At 62.1% G+C, this 19,424-nt stretch carries 16 protein-coding genes; 2 read left to right on the top strand and 14 right to left on the bottom strand.

Annotated features, from left to right (window positions below; translation table 11 throughout):
• Positions 1-68: 68 nt before the first annotated feature.
• Positions 69-899 carry a hypothetical protein gene (locus OIM99_RS11285; protein ID WP_311850507.1) on the top strand — a complete coding sequence of 277 codons (831 nt, stop codon included), beginning with the start codon at positions 69-71 and terminating at the stop codon, positions 897-899.
• Here the strand turns inward: OIM99_RS11285 and dnaE are convergent.
• From dnaE to coaD, 10 genes are all read right to left on the bottom strand, one after another.
• On the bottom strand, positions 896-4,369 hold the full coding sequence (gene dnaE, locus OIM99_RS11280; RefSeq protein WP_311850506.1) for a DNA polymerase III subunit alpha: 3,474 nt from the start codon (positions 4,367-4,369) through the stop codon (positions 896-898). The genes OIM99_RS11285 and dnaE overlap by 4 nt on opposite strands.
• Before the next feature lie 364 nt (positions 4,370-4,733).
• Positions 4,734-5,402 (bottom strand): ABC transporter ATP-binding protein, encoded by a 669-nt coding sequence (locus tag OIM99_RS11275; RefSeq protein ID WP_311852254.1) that lies wholly within the window; start codon positions 5,400-5,402, stop codon positions 4,734-4,736.
• A 22-nt stretch (positions 5,403-5,424) separates the two neighbouring features.
• Positions 5,425-6,729: a lipoprotein-releasing ABC transporter permease subunit gene (locus OIM99_RS11270; protein WP_311850505.1), complete on the bottom strand. Its 1,305-nt coding sequence runs from the start codon at positions 6,727-6,729 to the stop codon at positions 5,425-5,427.
• Positions 6,726-8,060: a proline--tRNA ligase gene (gene proS, locus OIM99_RS11265; RefSeq protein ID WP_311850504.1), complete on the bottom strand. Its 1,335-nt coding sequence runs from the start codon at positions 8,058-8,060 to the stop codon at positions 6,726-6,728. Before proS ends, OIM99_RS11270 begins: the two co-directional genes overlap by 4 nt.
• A 623-nt stretch (positions 8,061-8,683) precedes the next feature.
• Complete coding sequence (gene tgt / locus OIM99_RS11260) at positions 8,684-9,814, bottom strand: tRNA guanosine(34) transglycosylase Tgt (protein ID WP_311850503.1); 1,131 nt, start codon at positions 9,812-9,814, stop codon at positions 8,684-8,686.
• The gene (queA, locus tag OIM99_RS11255; protein ID WP_311850502.1) at positions 9,811-10,914 is read right to left on the bottom strand and encodes a tRNA preQ1(34) S-adenosylmethionine ribosyltransferase-isomerase QueA; all 1,104 of its coding nucleotides are present in this window, start codon (positions 10,912-10,914) and stop codon (positions 9,811-9,813) included. The genes tgt and queA overlap by 4 nt, the downstream gene beginning before the upstream one ends.
• 77 nt (positions 10,915-10,991) lie before the next feature.
• Entirely contained in the window at positions 10,992-11,447 is a 456-nt protein-coding gene (locus tag OIM99_RS11250; RefSeq protein ID WP_311850501.1) for a peptidylprolyl isomerase, read from the bottom strand.
• 18 nt (positions 11,448-11,465) lie between these two features.
• Positions 11,466-12,077: a hypothetical protein gene (locus OIM99_RS11245; RefSeq protein WP_311850500.1), complete on the bottom strand. Its 612-nt coding sequence runs from the start codon at positions 12,075-12,077 to the stop codon at positions 11,466-11,468.
• A 36-nt stretch (positions 12,078-12,113) separates the two neighbouring features.
• Positions 12,114-12,683: a peptidylprolyl isomerase gene (locus OIM99_RS11240; RefSeq protein ID WP_311850499.1), complete on the bottom strand. Its 570-nt coding sequence runs from the start codon at positions 12,681-12,683 to the stop codon at positions 12,114-12,116.
• A 38-nt stretch (positions 12,684-12,721) separates the two neighbouring features.
• A complete protein-coding gene (coaD, locus tag OIM99_RS11235; RefSeq protein ID WP_311850498.1) occupies positions 12,722-13,222 on the bottom strand; it encodes a pantetheine-phosphate adenylyltransferase in 501 nt (166 codons plus the stop codon).
• Between the two features lie 77 nt (positions 13,223-13,299).
• On the opposite strand from coaD, the gene OIM99_RS11230 reads away from it, so the two are divergent.
• Entirely contained in the window at positions 13,300-13,977 is a 678-nt protein-coding gene (locus OIM99_RS11230) for an ankyrin repeat domain-containing protein (RefSeq protein WP_311850497.1), read from the top strand.
• A 103-nt stretch (positions 13,978-14,080) separates the two neighbouring features.
• Here the strand turns inward: OIM99_RS11230 and OIM99_RS11225 are convergent, their stop codons facing one another.
• The 4 genes from OIM99_RS11225 to OIM99_RS11210 form a co-directional block, all read right to left on the bottom strand.
• Positions 14,081-14,584 carry a heme-binding protein gene (locus OIM99_RS11225; RefSeq protein ID WP_311850496.1) on the bottom strand — a complete coding sequence of 168 codons (504 nt, stop codon included), beginning with the start codon at positions 14,582-14,584 and terminating at the stop codon, positions 14,081-14,083.
• Between the two features lie 100 nt (positions 14,585-14,684).
• The gene (locus OIM99_RS11220) at positions 14,685-15,353 is read right to left on the bottom strand and encodes an HAD-IA family hydrolase (RefSeq protein WP_311850495.1); all 669 of its coding nucleotides are present in this window, start codon (positions 15,351-15,353) and stop codon (positions 14,685-14,687) included.
• Positions 15,353-18,124: a DNA gyrase subunit A gene (gyrA, locus tag OIM99_RS11215; protein WP_311852253.1), complete on the bottom strand. Its 2,772-nt coding sequence runs from the start codon at positions 18,122-18,124 to the stop codon at positions 15,353-15,355. The genes OIM99_RS11220 and gyrA overlap by 1 nt, the downstream gene beginning before the upstream one ends.
• A gap of 160 nt (positions 18,125-18,284) precedes the next feature.
• Positions 18,285-19,403 (bottom strand): homoserine O-acetyltransferase, encoded by a 1,119-nt coding sequence (locus OIM99_RS11210; protein WP_311850494.1) that lies wholly within the window; start codon positions 19,401-19,403, stop codon positions 18,285-18,287.
• Between the last annotated feature and the right edge of the window lie 21 nt (positions 19,404-19,424).

Here is a 19,424-nt window from a genome sequence, read left to right as displayed (position 1 = left end):
GCAGGCGTTTTACAGACGCCTGCTTTTTTGCTTTGCTCGACGGAGCCGAGGATCATCGGAGATCCCGCATGGTCAGCACCGTTGTCTTGCGAAGATATTATGCCAATCTGGTCGCCGGAGGCCTTGACGAACGTTTGACCGAAGCCTTTGCGAAGGTCGCGCGCGAACGTTTCGTCGGCCCTGGACCATGGCACGTGTCCACGGGCACGGGTTATGTCGAGACGCCATCCGACGATCTGTGCTTTCTTTACACCAATGCGGTGGTTGCGCTGCGCGCCGATCGCGCCATCAACAATGGCGAGCCGCGCCTGCATGCCCGCTGCCTGGCGGCTTTGGAAATTGCCTCCGGAGAACGCATCGCGCATATCGGAGCTGGAACGGGCTATTATACCGCCATTCTCGCCGAGCTGACTGGACCGACGGGGTCGGTCGCAGCCTTCGAAATCGATCCGAAGCTCGCAAGCCGCGCGGCCATCAATCTCGCCGGTTCTTCCCAGGTCACGATCTATGCCCAATCGGGCACCGAGCCTTTGGGCGCCAAATTCGACGTCATCTATGTCAATGCCGGCGCGACGCGGCCGTTGGATGCGTGGCTCGACGCATTGGACATCGGCGGACGGCTGCTTTTTCCGCTCACGCCGGATCGATCGATCACCGGCATGATGCTGCGCGTCATGCGCCGCGCCGACGAAACTTTCGATGCGCGCTTCGCGGTGGGGCCTGTCGCTTTCATCGGCTGCGAAGGAGCGCGCACGGAGGAGGAAGCCGAGCGCCTGCATCAGGCCTTCACGCGCGGCGATGGACATCGCGTCCGCTCGCTCCACCGTTACAGCACGCCCGACGATACGAGTTGGTGCGCCGGCGACGGCTGGTGGCTCTCCACCCGCCCCAATGTTTAAATATGCTCCACCGCGACGATGCCGGGGATCGCCTTGATGGCGCCGGCGATTTGCGGCGAAACATGGAAGCGGCCCGGCAGGCGGATTTCCACCTCGCTGCGTTCGCGCTCCAGCATCAGCACGAAGGACACTTCGCCCTCGCCCTTGGTGCCGAGGCGTTGCGCCACGGAAGCCAGCGGCTCGCCGTCGCGCATGAAGATGCGCAGACCTTTCTGCACCTTGCTCGCGGCCCGATCGAGCGGTTCCACCGTGGCGATGCGGGCGCGCACGTCTTCGCCCTCGAGCGAAGCCTGCACCGCCACCATCACGACCGAACCCTTTTCGAGAAAGTCGCGATATTGATTGAGACCTTCCTGGAACAGGATCGCCTCATATTGTCCGGAGGGATCGGACAGCGTGACGATGCCCATTTTCGAACCGGACTTGGTGCGCCGTTCCTGGCGATCGAGCACGGTGGCCGCGAGGCGGCCGGCGGACGCGCCGCGCTTCACCGCGCGGGCGAAATCGGCCCAGCGTTGCACCTGCAGGCGGCCCAGCACCTGCTGATAATCGTCGAGCGGATGGCCTGAGAGGAAAAAGCCGATGGCGTCGAACTCACGCCGCAACCGCTCCGACGGCGGCCAGGGCTGCGCTTTCGGGATGATGAAGGAAGCGGCGCTATCGCCAAAGAGCGCCGACTGGCCGGCAAGAGCTTCGGCCTGGGTGCGGTTGGCTTGCGCCAGCACGGTATCGATCGCAGCGATGGCGCGGGCGCGTTCTTTCTCGAAGACATCGAAAGCACCGGCGGCGCCAAGATTTTCCAGAACCTTGCGGTTGATGGCACGCGGATCGATGCGGTTGGCGAAGTCACCGAAATCGCGGAACGGCGTCTCGCCGCGCGCATCGACAATCGCCTGGGCCTGGCCTTCGCCGACACCCTTCACCGCCGAAAGCGCGTAACGGATGTAAAGTTCGCCATTGCCATCGCGGCGCACGGCGAAATCGGATTCCGATTCATTGATCGACGGTGGTTCGACCTTGATGCCGAGGCGCTGCGCCTCGTTGCGGAATTCAGCCAGTTTGTCCGTGTTGGCTTTATCCAGCGTCATCGACGCGGCCAGGAATTCGACCGGATAATTCGCTTTGAACCAGCCGGTTTGATAGGCGATCAAAGCATAGGCGGCAGCGTGGCTCTTGTTGAAGCCGTAGTCGGCGAATTTGGCCAGAAGATCGAAAATCTCATTGGCCTTCGGCTTAGGAATCTCGCGCTCAACCGCGCCGCGCACGAAACGATCGCGCTGCGCGTCCATCTCCGCCTTGATCTTCTTACCCATGGCGCGGCGCAGCATATCGGCTTCGCCGAGCGAATAGCCCGACAGAATCTGCGCGATCTGCATCACCTGCTCTTGGTAGATGATGACGCCGAACGTCTCCTTCAGGATCGGCTCGATCTTCGGATGGATGTAATCGGCTTCCTGTTCGCCGAGCTTCACGGCGCAATAGGTCGGGATATTCGCCATCGGGCCTGGGCGATACAGCGCCACGAGCGCGATGATGTCTTCCAGCCGGTCGGCGTGCATTTCCGTCAACGCTTTGCGCATGCCGGCGCTTTCCACCTGGAACACGCCGACCGTTTCGCCGCGCCCCAGCATTTCGTAGGTCTTCTTGTCGTCGAGCGGCAATTTGGCGATGTCGACCTCGACGCCGCGTTTGCGCAGCAATTCGACGGTGATCGCCAAGGTCGTCAGCGTCTTGAGGCCGAGGAAGTCGAATTTGACCAGGCCCGCCGGCTCGACCCATTTCATGTTGAACTGGGTCGCTGGCATATCCGATTTCGGATCGCGATAAAGCGGCACGAGTTCGACCAACGGCCGGTCGCCAATGACGATACCGGCGGCGTGGGTCGAGGCGTTGGAATAGAGCCCTTCGAGCTTCTGCGCGATGTCGAGCATGGTGGCGACGCGCTCGTCCTGCTCCATGGCTTCGAGCAGGCGCGGCTCGGACTCGATCGCCTGTTTCAGGCTGACGGGCGCGGCGGGGTTCTGCGGCACCAGTTTGGCGAGCTTATCCACCTGCCCCAGTGGCATTTCGAGAACGCGGCCGACGTTGCGCATCACGCCGCGCGCCAGGAACGAACCGAAGGTGATGATCTGCGCCACGCGATCGACGCCATAGCGCTCGCGCACATAGCGGATCACTTCGTCGCGGCGGTACTGGCAGAAGTCGATGTCGAAGTCGGGCATCGACACGCGTTCGGGATTGAGGAAGCGCTCGAACAGCAGGCCGAACCGCATCGGATCGAGATCGGTGATGGTCAGCGACCAGGCGACCAGGGAGCCGGCGCCCGAACCACGGCCCGGGCCGACCGGAATGTCATGCGCCTTAGCCCATTTGATGAAGTCGGCGACGATAAGAAAGTAGCCGGGGAACTTCATCTTGATGATGACGCTGAGCTCGAATTCGAGCCGTTCCTGATAGTCGCTTTCGCCGAAGCCGTCGGCCATGCCGTGAACGGCGAGCCGGGCTGCCAGACCTTCGCGCGCCTGGCGCTGCAATTCCTCGACCTCGTCGCGCTGTTCGCCCGTCTCGGTAGTGAAGCGCGGCAAGATCGGCCCGCGCGTCGTCGGGCGATAATTGCAGCGCAGCGCTATCTCGACGGAATGATTGAGCGATTCCGGCAGATCGGCGAACAGGCCGCGCATTTCAGCGCGCGTCTTGAAGCGATGATCGGCAGTGAGTTGGCGCCGGCCGGCCTGGCTGGTGGTCGAGCCATCGGCGATGCACAGCAGCGCATCGTGCGCCTCGTGATCGGACAGGGCGGCGAAATAAGGTTCGTTGGTGGCGACGAGCGGCAGCGAGCGGCGAAAAGCGAAATCGAGCAGGACCGGCTCGACGCGCTTTTCCATCGGCGTGCCGTGGCGCTGCAATTCAACATAGAAGCGGCCGTCGAAAATCCGTTCGAGTTCGGCGATGCGCAGACCGGCATGTTCGGCGCGGCCATCACCGATGAGGCCGTCGATGGCACCCGTCGGGCCACCGCTCAAAGCGATGAGCCCTTGCGCCTGCGCCGTCAGCTTTTCCAGCTGCACATGCGGCAGATCGCCGGCGGAGGGATCGATCCACGCCGCCGAGACGATGCGCATCAAATTGGCATAGCCCTCGGCATCGCGCGCCAGCACGACGATGGAGCCGCGCCCAGCACGCGGATCGTCGGCACGCCCACCAAGATTGCGGGCATCGCCGAAATCGACGGTGAGGTGGCAGCCGATGATCGGCTGGATGCCTTCCTTGTAAAGCTTCTCGGAAAATTCGAGCGCGCCGAAGAGATTGTTCGTGTCGGTGATCGCCAGCGCCGGCATGGCATCGGCCTTGGCGAAGTCGATTAGTTTGGGGATCGTCAACGCGCCTTCGCGCAGGGAGAAGGAGGTGTGCACATGCAAGTGCACGAAACCCACTTTCTCGATGATCTTCTGCATGTTCTCGGGCTGCATATGCGACGACGATCCAGATGCTTGGCGACTCACTTGGGCCCCGCAGGGAGGCGCCGCGCATGATCGGGGAAGGCCGCGGCCACGTCGAGCAGGAAGGCCATATCCCTCCCGCCATCAACAGCGGCATTTGCCCTCATACCTGCGCCGCCGCGCGGGTCAGCAGCAGGATGAGAGCGACAAAGGTACCAAGGGCTGCGAGTTCGAAAGTGTCGGCCAGAAATGTACGCATGACCATGTCCTTTCTTGTTTCGATCACTGTAAGTTCATTATTTGTTCTCATCCTCGTAAATGCAACCCGCGAAATTCCCAGAGGGCGATTCAGCGAAACTTATGGTTAATCAATGTTTAAGGACGTGTGCCCGGCTCAGTCGAGTTCGACCAGCAAGCCGTCACGCAAGGTGACGCGGCGATCCATGCGGCGGGCCAGTTCCATGTTGTGGGTGGCGACCAGAGCCGCGAGGCCGGAGGCGCGGACGATTTCCGACAGTGCGCCGAACACCAGATCGGCGGTGCGCGGATCGAGATTGCCTGTCGGCTCATCGGCCAGCAGAACGCGCGGCGTGTTGGCGACGGCACGCGCGATGGCGACGCGCTGCTGCTCGCCGCCCGACAAAGCGCCCGGCCGATGGTCGAGACGCTTGCCGAGCCCCAGGAACGTCAGCAGTTCGGCGGAGCGGCTGCGCGCTTCGGCGCTATCGAGGCCACGGATCATCTGCGGCAGCATGACGTTCTCGACCGCCGAGAATTCCGGCAGCAGATGGTGGAACTGATAGACGAAGCCGATCTCGACGCGGCGCAGCGCCGTGCGCTCAGCATCGTCCATATGCGCCGTCGGCAGATTGCCGACATAGATTTCGCCGGCGTCCGGATGCTCCAGAAGGCCGGCAAGATGCAGCAGGGTCGATTTACCAGCGCCCGAGGGCGCGATCAGCGCCACCGACTGGCCGGGCCATAGACCGAGATCGGCACCGCGCAAAATGTCCAGCGTCGCCTCGCCTTGGGCGTAGCGACGTTCGACCTTGTGCAGTTGCATGGCAGGCGTGGTGGTCACGGCGTCACTCGTAGCGCAAAGCTTCAACAGGGTCCGTCTTGGCAGCGCTCCAGGACGGCAGGATGGTCGCCAGCAAAGACAGGCTGAGCGACAGTGTGACGATGGTGATCACGTCCGACGGCACTACGACGGAGGGCAGCCGGCTCAGGAAATAATAGGTCGGATCGAAGATGTTGAGATTGAACATGGTGTTCAATCCGGTGCGGATCGCCTCGAGATTATGCGCGACCAGGAGACCGAGCAGGAAGCCGGCCAAAGTGCCGACGATACCGATCGCCGAACCGGTGATGAGGAATATCCTGAGAATGGCGCCGCGCGTCGCGCCCATGGTGCGCAGAATGGCGATGGCCCTGCCCTTGTCCTTCACCAGCATGGTGAGGCCCGAGATGATATTGAGGGCAGCAACGATCACGATGAGCGTGAGAATGAAGAACATCACCGTGCGCTCGACCTTCAGTGCCTCGAAGAAAGAGCGGTTGCGCTGGCGCCAATCGGTCATGATCATCGGGCGCCCGACTGCGGCGTCGAGCTTCTTGCGCATATTGTCCATGTCGTCGGGATTGTCGACGAAGGCCTCGATGACCGTCGCCTCATCCTCGCGATTGAAAAACTCCTGCGCCTCGGCGAGCGGCATGTAGACGAAAATGCCGTCGAATTCCGACACGCCGATCTGGAAAATCGCGACGACCGGATAGGATTTGATGCGCGGCGCGACGCCGAACGGCGTCTGCGCGCCACGGGCGGTGAGAATGGAGACCTTGTCACCGACGCGGACGCTGAGGTTTTCGGCGAGCTTTTGGCCGATGGCGACACCCTCGCTGGTGTCGAAATTGTCCAATGTACCGAGCTTCACATTGCCGGCGATACCCGGCAGTTGCTTGATGTCCTTCTCGCGGATGCCGCGCACCAGTGCGCCCGATTGCTGATAGGGCGAGGAAACGCCGGCGGCGCTTTCCACCATCGGCAGCGCGACCTTGACGCCTGGCACTTTCGAGACCCGCTCGATCACCTCGTCATAATCGGTGAGCGGCGTGTCGGCGCCCTGCATGAAGACATGGCCGTTGATGCCAATGATCTTGCTCATCAGCTCGATATGGAAGCCGTTCATCACCGACATGACGACGATGAGGGTGGCGACACCGAGCATGATGCCGAGAAAGGAAAAGCCGGCAATGACCGAAACGAAACCGTTGGCCCGGCGCGAGCGTAGATAACGAAGCGCCAGCATCCATTCGAACGCGGCGAAGGCCCGCGTTCCGGATTCCGGCACCTGATTGCTATCGGCCTGAGCTACAACGGGTGCGTTCATGCAGAAAACCGTGCGGTGAGCTTGTTGAAGGCTTCGTCGGGCGACAGGGTCTCGCGCGCGCCGCTGCGCCGATCCTTCAGCTCCACCTTGCCCTCGGCCAGGCCCTTGGGGCCGACGATGAGCTGCTGCGGCAGACCGATCAGATCGAAGGTGGCGAATTTCGCACCGGGACGTTCGTCGCGGTCATCATAGAGCGTGTCGACACCGGCCTTGGTGAGGCGCTCGTAGAGGTCGGCACAAGCCGCATCGACGGCCTTGTCTCCGACCTTCAGATTGGCGAGGCCGACGTGGAACGGCGCCACCGTGTCGGGCCAGATCATGCCCGCATCATCGTGATTGGCCTCGATGATGGCGGCGGCGAGGCGCGATGGACCGATGCCATAGGAACCACCGTGCACGGCCACTTCCTTGCCATCGGGGCCGTTCACCACGGCGCGCATGGGCTGCGAATATTTGGTGCCGAAATAGAAGATATGGCCGACTTCGATACCGCGTGCCGACACTTTCGCGGCCTCGGGCAACGCGTCGAAAGCGGCGGCGTCATGCATCTCGGAGGTCGCCGCATAGAGCGAGCGCCATTTGTCGACCATCGCCTGGATGCTGGCCCTGTCGTCGAAATCGATATCGACCGGCGGCGGATCGAACGACAGATAGTCCTTATGGCAGAACACTTCGCTCTCGCCGGTCGAGGCCAGAATGATGAATTCGTGGCTGAGGTCGCCGCCGATAGGGCCGGTGTCGGCGACCATCGGAATGGCGGTCAGGCCCATGCGCGCGAAGGTGCGCAGATAGGCGACAAACATCTTGTTGTAGGAGTGCCGGGCGCTCTCGACGTCGATGTCAAAGGAATAGGCATCCTTCATCAGGAACTCACGCGAACGCATGACGCCGAAGCGTGGCCGCACCTCGTCGCGGAACTTCCACTGGATGTGATAGAGGTTGAGCGGCAGATCCTTGTAGGAGCGGACATAGCCGCGGAAGATCTCGGTGATCATTTCCTCGTTGGTCGGCCCAAACAGCATGTCGCGCTCGTGCCGGTCCTTGATGCGCAGCATCTCCTTGCCGTAGTCGTCATAGCGGCCGGACTCGCGCCACAGTTCCGCCGGCTGGATCGTCGGCATCAACAGCTCGACTGCTCCGGCGCGGTTCTGCTCCTCACGGATGATGGCGGTGATCTTGTTGAGAACGCGCAGGCCAATCGGGAGCCAGGCATAGATGCCTGCCTGTTCCTGCCGGATCATGCCGGCACGCAGCATCAGGCGATGCGAAACGATTTCCGCTTCCTTGGGTGTTTCGCGCAGGATCGGCAGAAAATATCGGGACAGGCGCATTCGGCATTCCAGTTGTGGCGTTTCGAGGCCCTGAAGCGCAGCGACGAATCGAGCGGAAATCCGCTGTCAGTTCAGGTTTTGCTACCAATCGCACTGCGGAAAAAATTACAAGCACGGCAGCTCTTTTCCAGGCAATCCAACGGGCAGCGACAGGAGGCGCACACGGTATCGGCAGCAGAGCGATGCGACACGGGCGAATTGTTGGCGCATTCCCAAAAAATTTTCTCGATTTAATGTTGGGCGACGTTCCACGCCAGGACAGACCAAAAGCCAGATGCTATTTATATCAAAGACTTACGAATATTTTTCGAACTGTTGGGCATCTCGAAAAAATCGATAGGTAACTACTGAATTCACGTGACACGTGGTCGCAGTTTGGTTAGCTTCGCGGCGCCAATCCAAAAGGAGGCCGCTGCCGGAAAAACCGGTAGTCGCAATTACCGAGTCTCGGGAGGGAGCCTGCTGCAAAGCCCGCGCTGGTAAAACGCGCTGCGACCTCCTCCGGGGCCGCATGATGGATACGGCAGGTCCAAAAAGGAACTGAACAGCAAGGTTTCGCGGGCTGGCCCCTGTGAACCTTGCTTTTGTTTTTAGGGAACCCGGTAACGTTACCCCTCGGCGTTTTACTCAACCGCCTCCGTGCCCCGCGCCCATCCCTCGCGAACGCCATCGCAATAATCGGCCAGATCGCCGGTAGCGATCGCCGCGCGCATGCCCGCCATCAATTGCTGGTAATAGGCGAGGTTGTTCCAGGTCAGCAGCATCATGGCGAGGATTTCCTCGGATTTCACCAGATGGTGCAGATAGGCGCGCGTGTAATCGCGCCCGGCGGAGCTGGGCGAATTTTCATCGAGCGGCCGCTGGTCGGTCGCATATTTGGCGTTGCGCAGATTGAGCTTGCCGAAGCTCGTGAACGCCTGACCATGGCGGCCGGCTCTTGTCGGCATGACGCAATCGAACATATCGACGCCGCGCGCCACGCTCTTCATCAGATCGTCAGGCGTGCCAACGCCCATCAGATAGCGCGGCTTGGCGCTCGGTAGATGCGGCTCGACCGTTTCGATCATGTCCAGCATGACATCCTGCGGCTCGCCGACCGCCAGACCGCCGATGGCCAGGCCATGGAAATCCATGTCCGCCAGTGCCCGCGCGCTTTCGATGCGCAACGCCTTGTTGGCACCGCCCTGCACGATACCGAAGGCGGCATGGCCCACGCCGCCGCGAAAGGCTTTCCGGGAGCGTTCAGCCCAGCGCAGCGACAGACGCATGGCGCGCTCGGTCTCTTCATCGGAAGCCGGCAGTTTGACGCATTCGTCGAATTGCATCTGGATGTTGGAGCCCAGCAGATGCTGGATTTCCATCGACCGTTCCGGCGTCAGCAAATGCCGCGAGCCATCGATATGCGACTGGAAGGTGACGCCGTTCTCGTCGAGCTTGCGCAGCTTGGCGAGCGACATCACCTGGAAGCCGCCGGAATCGGTGAGGATCGGATAAGGCCAATTCATGAAGCGATGCAGGCCGCCGAATTCGGCGACGCGCTCGGCACCCGGCCGCAACATCAGGTGATAGACATTGCCGAGCACGATGTCGGCGCCCAGTTCGCGCACCTGCTGCGGATACATCGCCTTGACGGTGGCGGCCGTGCCGACCGGCATGAAGGCCGGCGTGCGGATTTCGCCGCGCGGCATGATGATCCGGCCGGTGCGGGCCGCGCCTTGCGTCTTGGCGATGACGAAAGAAAAACCGTTGCTCATGAGAGCATGGTCTTGGTCGGATCGGCCGCGCGCGTCAACAGGCAGCAGTCGCCATAGCTGTAGAAGCGATAGCCCGTCGCGATGGCATGGGCATAAGCGGCCTTCATCGCCGCCAGGCCGCCGAAAGCGGAGACCAGCATGAACAGGGTCGAGCGCGGCAAGTGGAAATTGGTCAGCAGCATGTCGATGGCGCGGAAGCGATAGCCTGGCGTGATGAAGATCGACGTATCCTTGCCGATCGGGTGGATGATGCCCTGCTCGTCCACCGCCGTTTCGAGAATGCGCAGGCTGGTCGTGCCGATCGCCAGCAGGCGGCCACCGGCACGGCGGGCCTTGTTGAGGGCCTCAGCCACTTCAGCGGTGATGACGCCATATTCGGCATGCATCCGGTGTTCGCTGGTGTCATCGGCCTTCACGGGCAGGAAGGTCCCTGCCCCCACGTGCAAGGTCACCTTGTGGATCGTCACGCCGCGTGCTTCGAGCGCCGCGACAAGCGCAGGCGTAAAATGCAACCCTGCCGTAGGCGCCGCCACGGCACCGCTCTCACGCGCAAACAAAGTTTGATAGTCGCCGGCATCATGCGCGTCTTCGCCACGTTTGGAGGCGATATAAGGCGGCAGCGGCATGGTGCCGAGATTGACGATCGCATCGTCGAGCGCCGCGCCCGTCAGCGCGAATTCCAACAGCGCCTCGCCACCCTCGCCTTTCTCGATCACTTCGGCATCGAGACTGGCAAGCAGGCAGGCCATGCTTTCGGAACCGTCGCCGAAACGGATGCGTTCGCCGACATTGAGTTTCTTGGCCGGACGAACGAAGGCGCGCCAGCGGTTGTCGCCTTCGCGTTTGTGCAAGGTCGCCTCTATCCGCGCGACCGCCTCGCCGCGCACACGGATGCCACTCAGGCGCGCCGGAATAACCTTCGTATCGTTCACGACCACGACGTCGCCGGGTCGCAGAAAGGTCGGCAGATCACGGACGATATAATCGCTCAGCGGCGCATCCGGTTCGACGACGAGCATCCGCGCACTATCGCGCGGCTCGGCCGGCCGCAGAGCGATGCGATCTTCGGGAAGATCGAAGTCGAACAGATCGACACGCAAGAGACGCTTCCTTAAACGGATCACGGCCGGATGCGGACATCCGGCCGATCAGACTAATCCAAAAGTTCGGACTAAATTCAGCTCATCTTGGCCGAGATGATCTTGTCGGGATCGCGCACAGGCTCGCCGCGCTTGATCTTATCGACATTCTCCATACCGGAGGTGACCTCGCCCCACACCGTGTATTGACGGTCGAGGAAGCGGGCATCGTCGAACACGATGAAGAACTGCGAATTGGCCGAATCCGGATTCTGCGCACGCGCCATCGAGCAGATGCCGCGCACGTGCGGCTCGCTGTTGAACTCGGCTTTCAGGTTCGGATATTTCGAACCGCCGGTGCCGGTGCCGTGCGGGCAGCCGGTCTGCGCCATGAAGCCATCGATGACGCGATGGAAAACGATGCCGTCATAGAAGCCTTCGCCGACGAGCTTCTTGATGTGCTCGACATGGTTGGGCGCGAGATCAGGACGCATGCGGATGACGACCGGGCCTTTGGTCGTTTCAAGCGTCAGGGTATTTCCTTCGTCAGACATACTGTCTCCTCGGTGGGCTTAAATGGAATTCACAGGCTTCTTGGCGGCCGGCGCAATGAAGCGAATGGCGAAACTGCGCCCCGCAATAGCCTTTCCAAAGGCGGGGGTAAACCTCAGCGGTGTGCAAGCGCGCACCGCCGTCAGGATCGAGGAGCGCACGGCATCGCGCAGCACCTCGTCCCTGCCCGCCTTCACATAGGTAATGCGGGGTTCGCCAATAATCGAGCCGCTGCGCGAAAAGCTCATGCGGACAGTCACTTCCAGGTCGCTGAGCGGGTTGGCGGGCGGCGTCCAGCAAGACAGAATACGGTCGGGAATTTCACGCGCCGTATGCAGTCCATCCTGGTCGTCCGGCGCGGCCGGCATCCCCTGCTGCGGCTTTTGCGCCTGCATGACGAAACCGCCGCCGACAGGCGGGATGACGGTCGAAACCGGCGGGGTGAGATAGCCCTGCGGTCCGCGCAGCTTGCCGAGCCATTTCTGGTTCGGACGGATTTCGCCCAGATGTTTGCTCGGCGAAGGAATCTGACCGTAGTGACGCTGATAATAATATTGGGCCGACAGCTCTTGCGTCGGCATCATGGCGAGCGCCGCGATAGCTCCCGTAAAGGCCATGCGACGCCACACCATGACACTCTCCTACGCGGACGACTTACCCTATTCGGACTATTTGGCGTCCGAAGCCATGCGCATGCGCACAATCTTGTCCGGGCTCGTCACTTGACCGTTTTGCGACGAAGATCCCTTCTTGATCTTGTCGACGAATTCCATGCCGGACACCACTTCGCCGAACACAGTATATTGGTTGTTCAAGAACGAGGCGTCGCCGAAGCAGATGAAGAACTGCGAATTGGCCGAATCCGGCAATTGCGACCGGGCCATGCCAAGTGTGCCACGCTTGAACGGCGTCGCGGTGAATTCGGCGGGGATGTTGGGCAGGCTGGACTTGCCGGTGCCTGTGCCTGTCGGATCGCCGGTCTGCGCCATGAAGCCGTCGATGACGCGATGGAAAACGATACCGTCGTAGAAGCCTTGCTTCACCAGGGTCTTGATCTGCGCCACGTGTTTGGGCGCGAGATCGGGACGCAGACGAATGACGACGCGCCCGTCCTTCAAATCCAGGAACACCGTATTGTCAGGATCGCTCGCTTGGGCCGAAGCTGCTTGCGCAAAGGCCGAGGAAGCCGTGGCCGTGGCCAGCGTGGCGAGCGTAAATTGACGACGATCGATCTTCATGAATGTTCCCTTGTGAACGAAACGGAGCGGCCGGGCGATCAGCGCGCGGCGAATTTGGCCTTCAGCGCTTTGGCGACCGCGGGCGGCGTGAAGCTTGAGATATCACCGCCCATGGAAGCGATCTGACGCACCAATGTCGCGGTAATATGGCGGACTGCGGGCGAAGCCGGCAGGAATACGGTCTGAACGTCAGGGGCCATTTGGGCATTCATGCCCGCCATCTGCATTTCATAGTCCAGATCGGTGCCGTCACGCAGGCCGCGCAGCAGAATGGTGGCGCCCTTGTCCCGCGCCGCCGTCACGGCCAGGCCGGTGAACGTGGCGGTTTCAATCTGGCACCCGGTTTTGGCAGCGATATCACGGGTCGTCTCGATAATCAGCGCGGCCTTTTCCTCGACCGAGAAAAGCGGCGTTTTGCCGGGATTGATGCCGATGGCGACAATGATCTTGTCGCAGCAGACGGCGCCGGCGCGCAGCACGTCGAGATGGCCATTCGTGATAGGATCGAAGGATCCGGTGTAGAGCGCTATGCGAGTCATGGCCGGCAGACTACCTTGCTGCCCAGAGGGCGCAAGGGTGGATGCGACGCTTTACGGGGCGATTTTCGGGGGGATTCATGCGGATTTGGCTGATCATCGTCGCTAGCCTGCTCGGCGGGGCGGCCCAGGCCCAGATCCCGCCCAGTGAGCAGGAATTACTTGGCTATCGCGGGCTCATGGCTGCCGCCGCCCAGGGCGATACCAGCGCCATCAGCCAACTGGCCGGCAATCCGGAGCAACGGGAGCTGCGCGACAGTAACGGCCGCACGGCGCTGATTGTCGCGACGTTCCGCAAACAGCACGCCGCCATCAAAGCCTTGCTGGCGGCGGGGGCCAACACCGCCGCATTGGACCAACAGAAATATGATGCCGTGACCGTCGCGGCCGTCGCCGACGATCCGCAGACCTTGAAAATCCTGCTCGACAGCGGCGCCTCGGCAAAACTGATCACCAGCGTCTATGACGGCACGGCATTGATCGCCGCCGCTCATCTCGGCCACGAAGAGGTGGTGCGCCTGCTGATCGCCGCCGGCGCGCCGCTCGACCACGTTAACAATCTCGGCTGGACCGCCTTGATGGAATCGATCGTGCTCGGCAACGGCGGCCCGCGCCATCAAGCGACGCTGCGCGCGCTCATGCAGGCGGGCGCCAACCCCGATATCGCCGATCGACAGGGCGTCACCCCGCTCGCTCATGCGCGGCGGCGCGGCTATACAGCCATGGTCGATATTCTGACGAAAGCCGGCGCGCGCTAGAGCAAATCACGTTTCGGTAGAAACGTGATTTTGCCTAAATCCCCTTATTTGGACGCGTCTTCACGACGCTCGATTCAGTCGAGCTGTGAAACGCTATGGAAGATCAATTGAGCCCGGCTGCGATCTTGTCGATTCCGGTTTGGGCGCAGACCTCATCCTTGTCGCCCCCCGGCGCCCCGGAAACACCGATGGAGCCGACGATATCGGCGCCGGCCTTGATCGGCAGCGCGCCTTGGGCCGAGGTCACTTTGTCTAATAGCAACGGGCTTGTCGCCGTCGGATTGGCCGCGATGCGCTTGCCCATATCGCCAGATGGGATGCGGAAAGTCAGCGACGTGTAGGCTTTGCGCAGGCTGTTCTCCAAAGTATGCGGGCTGACATTGTCATCGTGCAGAACGACGCGCGTGCGGCCGCCGCGATCGAGCACGGTGACCGTGACGCGAAAGCCATTCTTGCGGCAGGTTTCGAGAGCCGTCGTCGCAGCTTGCAGCGCGGCATCGAAGGACAAATTGCGTTGGCTGATCAGCACCGAAGTCTGCGCCTGGGCGCTGCCTGCCAACGCACAGAGTGAAATGGCAGCCGACGTTGCCGCGATTTTGAAGTCCATGATAGCCCCTCCGTCGCCCTCCCCAGGACGAATGAAACAAGCCTATCGTCCCTCGCGGGGCCAACAAGCGCCGCGCGGTGCTCACACGTGAATGTGATGATCAGGCCAGGAGAGACCTGAGGGCGCCAGCATTCGCTGCGATGCGGCGGGCGCCGGCTTGTTCCAGCGAGGCCTTGATAGAGGGCGAGGAGTGCCCACCGCCCATGAAGCCGATCACCTCCATGCCGGCCCGCCGGCCGGCGCTGACACCAGCAACGGAATCCTCGACCACGATGCAGCGCGAGGGATCGGCACCCATCTGTGAGGCGGCATAAAGAAACACGTCCGGCGCCGGCTTGCCGCGCTTCACTTGCGTGACCGAGAAAACACCGGGCGCGAAGAAATCGATCAGGCCCGTCTTGGTCAGGTTCTTTTGCAACAGCGGCAAACGGGTCGACGAAGCAACGCAGCGCGGATGCGGACTCTCGCGCAAGACGTCCGCCATGCCGTCGATCGCCGCCAGCTCGATATCGAAGCGGCGGCGGATTTCCGTGTCGACCCTATCGCGAAAACCTTCCGGCAGCGGCCTGCCGCTATCGGCTTCGACACGGCGCCAGGCTTCCGCCACCGGCATGCCAGCATACCGGCTGGCATAATCGTAGGGCGTCATGATTAGGCCGAGTTCGGCTACCGCCTCGGCGCAGACATGACTGGCGATCTCTTCCGAATTGATCAGCACGCCATCGCAGTCGAAGATGACGAGATCGAATCCAGCATCCGCGACAGCCATTATTCCGAACCGGCGTCCGCGTCGGCAGCGCCCGTTTCGCCCTCGTCCTCGCCGTCTTCGCCGATACGCTCGACCGAGACGACTTTCTCGCTCTCGTCGGTGCGGAAGACGATGACGCCCTGTGTGGCGCGACCGGCGATGCGAATGCCTTCGACCGGACAACGAATGAGCTGACCGCCGTCGGTGACGAGCATGATCTGATCGCTTTCGGCGACGGTGAGCGAGGCAACGAGATCGCCGTTACGGGCATTGACCGCCATGGCAGCGATGCCCTTACCGCCGCGTCCCGCCGTACGATATTCATAGGACGAGGTGCGCTTGCCGTAACCGCGCGACGAAACGGTCAGGATGACCTCTTCGAGCGCTGACAGTTCCACGTAGCGTTCTTGCGACAGAGTGAGCGCGCCGGTGGTTTCTTCGGCCTCGCCGTTCTCCGCCGGTTCGGCCGCTTCCGCAGCCTCCTCGGTTTCGCCGGCAACGGCGCGGCGCATGCGCAGAAAAGCCGCGCGTTCGTCGGCGCTGACATCGACGTGGCGCAGGATTTCCAGCGAGATGACGACATCGCCATCGGCCAGATTGATGCCCCGCACGCCCATGGAGTCACGGCCCTTGAACACGCGCACGTCGCCCACCTGGAAGCGAATGCACTGGCCCTTGGCGGTGGTCAGCAGAACGTCGTCGTCCTCCGAACAGATCTTCACGTCGACGATGGCCTCGCCCTCGTCGATCTTCATGGCGATCTTGCCGGCGCGATTGACCTGGGCGAAGTCGCTGAGCTTGTTGCGACGCACGGTCCCACGGGTGGTGGCGAACATGACGTCGTACTTGTCCCAGCTGTCCTCATCCTCAGGGAGCGGCATGATGGTGGTGATGCGTTCGCCCTGATCAAGCGGCAGGATGTTGACCAGAGCCTTGCCGCGCGCCTGCGGCGCCGACAGCGGCAGACGCCACACCTTTTCCTTGTAGGCCTGACCGAGCGAGGAGAAGAACAGCACCGGCTGATGGGTCGAGGAGACAAACATGCGATGCACGAAATCTTCTTCGCGCGTCTGCATGCCGGACCGGCCCTTGCCGCCGCGCCGCTGTGCCCGATAGGCCGACAGCGGCACGCGCTTGACATAACCGGCGTGGGAAACGGTGACGACCATCTCCTCGCGCTGGATCAGGTCTTCATCCTCCATATCCGCATCGGTTTCGAGGATGTTGGTGCGGCGCGGTGTGGCAAAGTTCTTGCGGACTTCCTCAAGCTCCTCGCGGATGATGGTCATCACGCGGCCGCGCGAACGCAGGATATCGAGATAATCGGCGATTTCCACCGCCAACTTGTTCAAGGCCTCGGCGATCTCGTCACGGCCAAGCGCAGTCAAGCGTTGCAGGCGCAATTCGAGAATGGCGCGCGCTTGCGTTTCCGACAGGCGATAAGTGCCGTCGGCATTCATCGCATGGTTCGGATCAGCAATCAGTTCGATCAACGGCGCCATGTCACGCGCCGGCCAGTCGCGGCCCATCAAGGCTTCGCGCGCCGTCGCCGCATCGGGCGAGGTCCGAATGAGGCGGATGACCTCGTCGATATTGGCGACCGCGATCGCGAGACCGACCTGCACATGGGCGCTGTCGCGCGCCTTGCCGAGCAGGAACTTCGTGCGGCGGGTGACGACCTCCTCGCGGAAGTCGAGGAAGGCGCGCAGGAAGTCGGAGAGGTTCAGCGTCTCCGGACGACCGCCATTCAAAGCGATCATGTTGGCGCCGAAGGTCGACTGCAATTGCGTGTAGCGCCAGAGTTGGTTCAGCACCACCTCGGCCACCGCATCGCGCTTGATCTCGATGACAACGCGCATGCCGTCGCGGTCGGATTCGTCGCGCAGATCGGAAATACCTTCGATGCGCTTCTCGCGCACCAGTTCGGCGATCTTCTCGATCAGCGCCGCCTTGTTCACCTGATAGGGAATCTCGGTGAAGATGATGGCTTCGCGTTCGCGGCGCAGTTCCTCGACGTGATATTTGCCGCGCACCAGGATCGAACCGCGACCGAGGTGATAGGCCGAGCGGATGCCGCCACGCCCGAGGATCGAACCGCCGGTCGGGAAATCGGGACCGGGAATGATTTCGATCAGCTCGTCGATGGTGATCTGCGGCTTTTCCATCATCGCCAGCACGCCGTCGATGACTTCGCCAAGATTGTGCGGCGGAATGTTCGTCGCCATGCCGACGGCGATACCGCCGGCACCGTTGACGAGCAGATTGGGATATTTGGCCGGCAGAACCACCGGCTCTTCGAATTCGCCCGAATAGTTCAGGGTGAAGTCGACCGTGTCCTTGTCGAGATCGTCGAGCAGCGGCAGCGCCGACTTGTCGAGGCGCGCCTCGGTGTAACGTTCGGCTGCCGCCTTGTCGCCGTCGACCGAGCCGAAATTGCCCTGGCCGTCGATGAGAGGCAGACGCATCGAGAACGGCTGCGCCAGGCGCACCAAGGCATCGTAGATCGCGAGGTTGCCGTGCGGATGGTATTTACCCATCGTGTCGCCGGTGACGCGCGCCGATTTCTTGTGCGGCTTGTCGGGCGTAAAGCCGTTCTCATACATCGTGTAGAGAATGCGGCGATGCACGGGCTTCAAGCCGTCGCGCACGTCGGGCAGCGCGCGACTGACGATCACGCTCATGGCGTAATCGAGATAGCTGCGTTGCATCTCGTCGACGATGGAAACGGGACGAATGTCGGAACCGGGCTGGTCGGCGCCGGTCGGATCTTGCGGGTCGTTAGGATCGGCCAAAGCGGGGTTGGTCCAAGGACTGAGAATCGAATAGCGCAATCTATCCGAAACAGCCGCGAAAAGCCAATTTCAAGCCTCGCTTTCGGCTCGATTTATATTAAATAATTCAATGTGTTACAGCCGACAAAAATGAAGGCGAAAAAGCCGCGCCCGGAAGCCTCTAACGGGCGAGGAATTCCGCGATTTGAGGGCCCAATTTGCCCAGCCCCAGAACGCCGTTCAGATGCCCGAAATCGCCCTCGATCTGAGCCGTTTCGACGGACGTGCCGTTGGCGGCGATGGTCTTGGCCGTGCGCTCGACCCACTCGGCGGAGAAGACCTGATCGCTGGGCGCATAGAGCACCAAGGCGCGGGCCTTGATGCGCTTGAGGCCTTCTGCGGCGCTCGTGGCGCCCGCACCACGGCCCGGAATGAAGCTCTGGTTGGCCTTGACCAGATAGAGGAAGTGATTGGCGTCGGAAACGGCGGCACGGCCGGCAGCGGCCTCCTCCAGCACCTCTTCGATGCGATAGCGATTGTCGAGGGCGGCCAGGGGATCGCGCGCCTCCTGCGCCCAGCGTGGGCCGATGTATTTCTCCGCCCAGTGCCAGTGATTGGCATGCAGGGTGACGATCTTCAGCGCCTGGGTGAGGCCCTGAAGCGGCGGCTGGCGGCCATAATAGTCGCCGCCGTTCCAGTTCGGGTCGACACGGATGGGCGAGGCCCAGACATCGAGCCAGGCGGTCAACCAGGGGCCGGAATCGGCGGCCGCGATCACCGGGATGATGCGGTCCATGATGTCCGGGAAGCTCGCCGCCCATTCATAGGTCTGCAAACCGCCCATGGACGGCCCCATCACCGCATGCAGATGGGCGATGCCGAGATGGTCGAGCAGCGCTTTCTGCACCCGAACGAAGTCGGCAATGGTGACGAAGGGAAACGACAGGCCATAGGGCTTGCCGGTGGCCGGATCGGTGCTTGCCGGCCCTGTCGTCGTCACCGCCGGATCGTAGGCGCTGAGATTGACCAAGGTGTCGCTGGAAACGACGAAATAGCGATCGGTGTCGATCGCCTTGCCGGGACCGATCAGATAGTCCCAATAGCCGGGCAGAACATCGCTTTCGCGGTAGCGCCCGGCGGCATGGCTGGTGCCGGAGAAATAATGGCAGACGAGGATCGCATTGGAACGATCGGCGTTCAGCGTGCCATAGGTCTCATAGCCGACCCGCACATCGCGGATCGTGGCGCCACCGACCGTCTCGAGGCGCGGCAGTTCAAAGACGCGTTTCTCGACGATCATGGGGGCGCGGCGCCGCGATCG

Origin of the sequence: Methylocella sp. CPCC 101449 (assembly GCF_031921685.1) — a bacterium.
In the GTDB taxonomy this organism is placed as follows: Bacteria; Pseudomonadota; Alphaproteobacteria; order Rhizobiales; family Beijerinckiaceae; genus Terripilifer.
This window is presented reverse-complemented; position numbering and strand designations above follow the sequence as displayed.

Coding starts and splice junctions, on each gene's coding strand:
- OIM99_RS11250 (WP_311850501.1), bottom strand. CDS start 11,447: ATGTCTGACGAAGGAAATACCCTGACGCTTGAAACGACCAAAGGCCCG.
- OIM99_RS11285 (WP_311850507.1), top strand. CDS start 69: ATGGTCAGCACCGTTGTCTTGCGAAGATATTATGCCAATCTGGTCGCC.
- OIM99_RS11230 (WP_311850497.1), top strand. CDS start 13,300: ATGCGGATTTGGCTGATCATCGTCGCTAGCCTGCTCGGCGGGGCGGCC.
- OIM99_RS11275 (WP_311852254.1), bottom strand. CDS start 5,402: ATGCAACTGCACAAGGTCGAACGTCGCTACGCCCAAGGCGAGGCGACG.
- proS (WP_311850504.1), bottom strand. CDS start 8,060: ATGCGCCTGTCCCGATATTTTCTGCCGATCCTGCGCGAAACACCCAAG.
- OIM99_RS11240 (WP_311850499.1), bottom strand. CDS start 12,683: ATGAAGATCGATCGTCGTCAATTTACGCTCGCCACGCTGGCCACGGCC.
- OIM99_RS11270 (WP_311850505.1), bottom strand. CDS start 6,729: ATGAACGCACCCGTTGTAGCTCAGGCCGATAGCAATCAGGTGCCGGAA.
- tgt (WP_311850503.1), bottom strand. CDS start 9,814: ATGAGCAACGGTTTTTCTTTCGTCATCGCCAAGACGCAAGGCGCGGCC.
- OIM99_RS11245 (WP_311850500.1), bottom strand. CDS start 12,077: ATGGTGTGGCGTCGCATGGCCTTTACGGGAGCTATCGCGGCGCTCGCC.
- OIM99_RS11220 (WP_311850495.1), bottom strand. CDS start 15,353: ATGGCTGTCGCGGATGCTGGATTCGATCTCGTCATCTTCGACTGCGAT.
- OIM99_RS11210 (WP_311850494.1), bottom strand. CDS start 19,403: ATGATCGTCGAGAAACGCGTCTTTGAACTGCCGCGCCTCGAGACGGTC.
- dnaE (WP_311850506.1), bottom strand. CDS start 4,369: ATGCAGCCCGAGAACATGCAGAAGATCATCGAGAAAGTGGGTTTCGTG.
- coaD (WP_311850498.1), bottom strand. CDS start 13,222: ATGACTCGCATAGCGCTCTACACCGGATCCTTCGATCCTATCACGAAT.
- OIM99_RS11225 (WP_311850496.1), bottom strand. CDS start 14,584: ATGGACTTCAAAATCGCGGCAACGTCGGCTGCCATTTCACTCTGTGCG.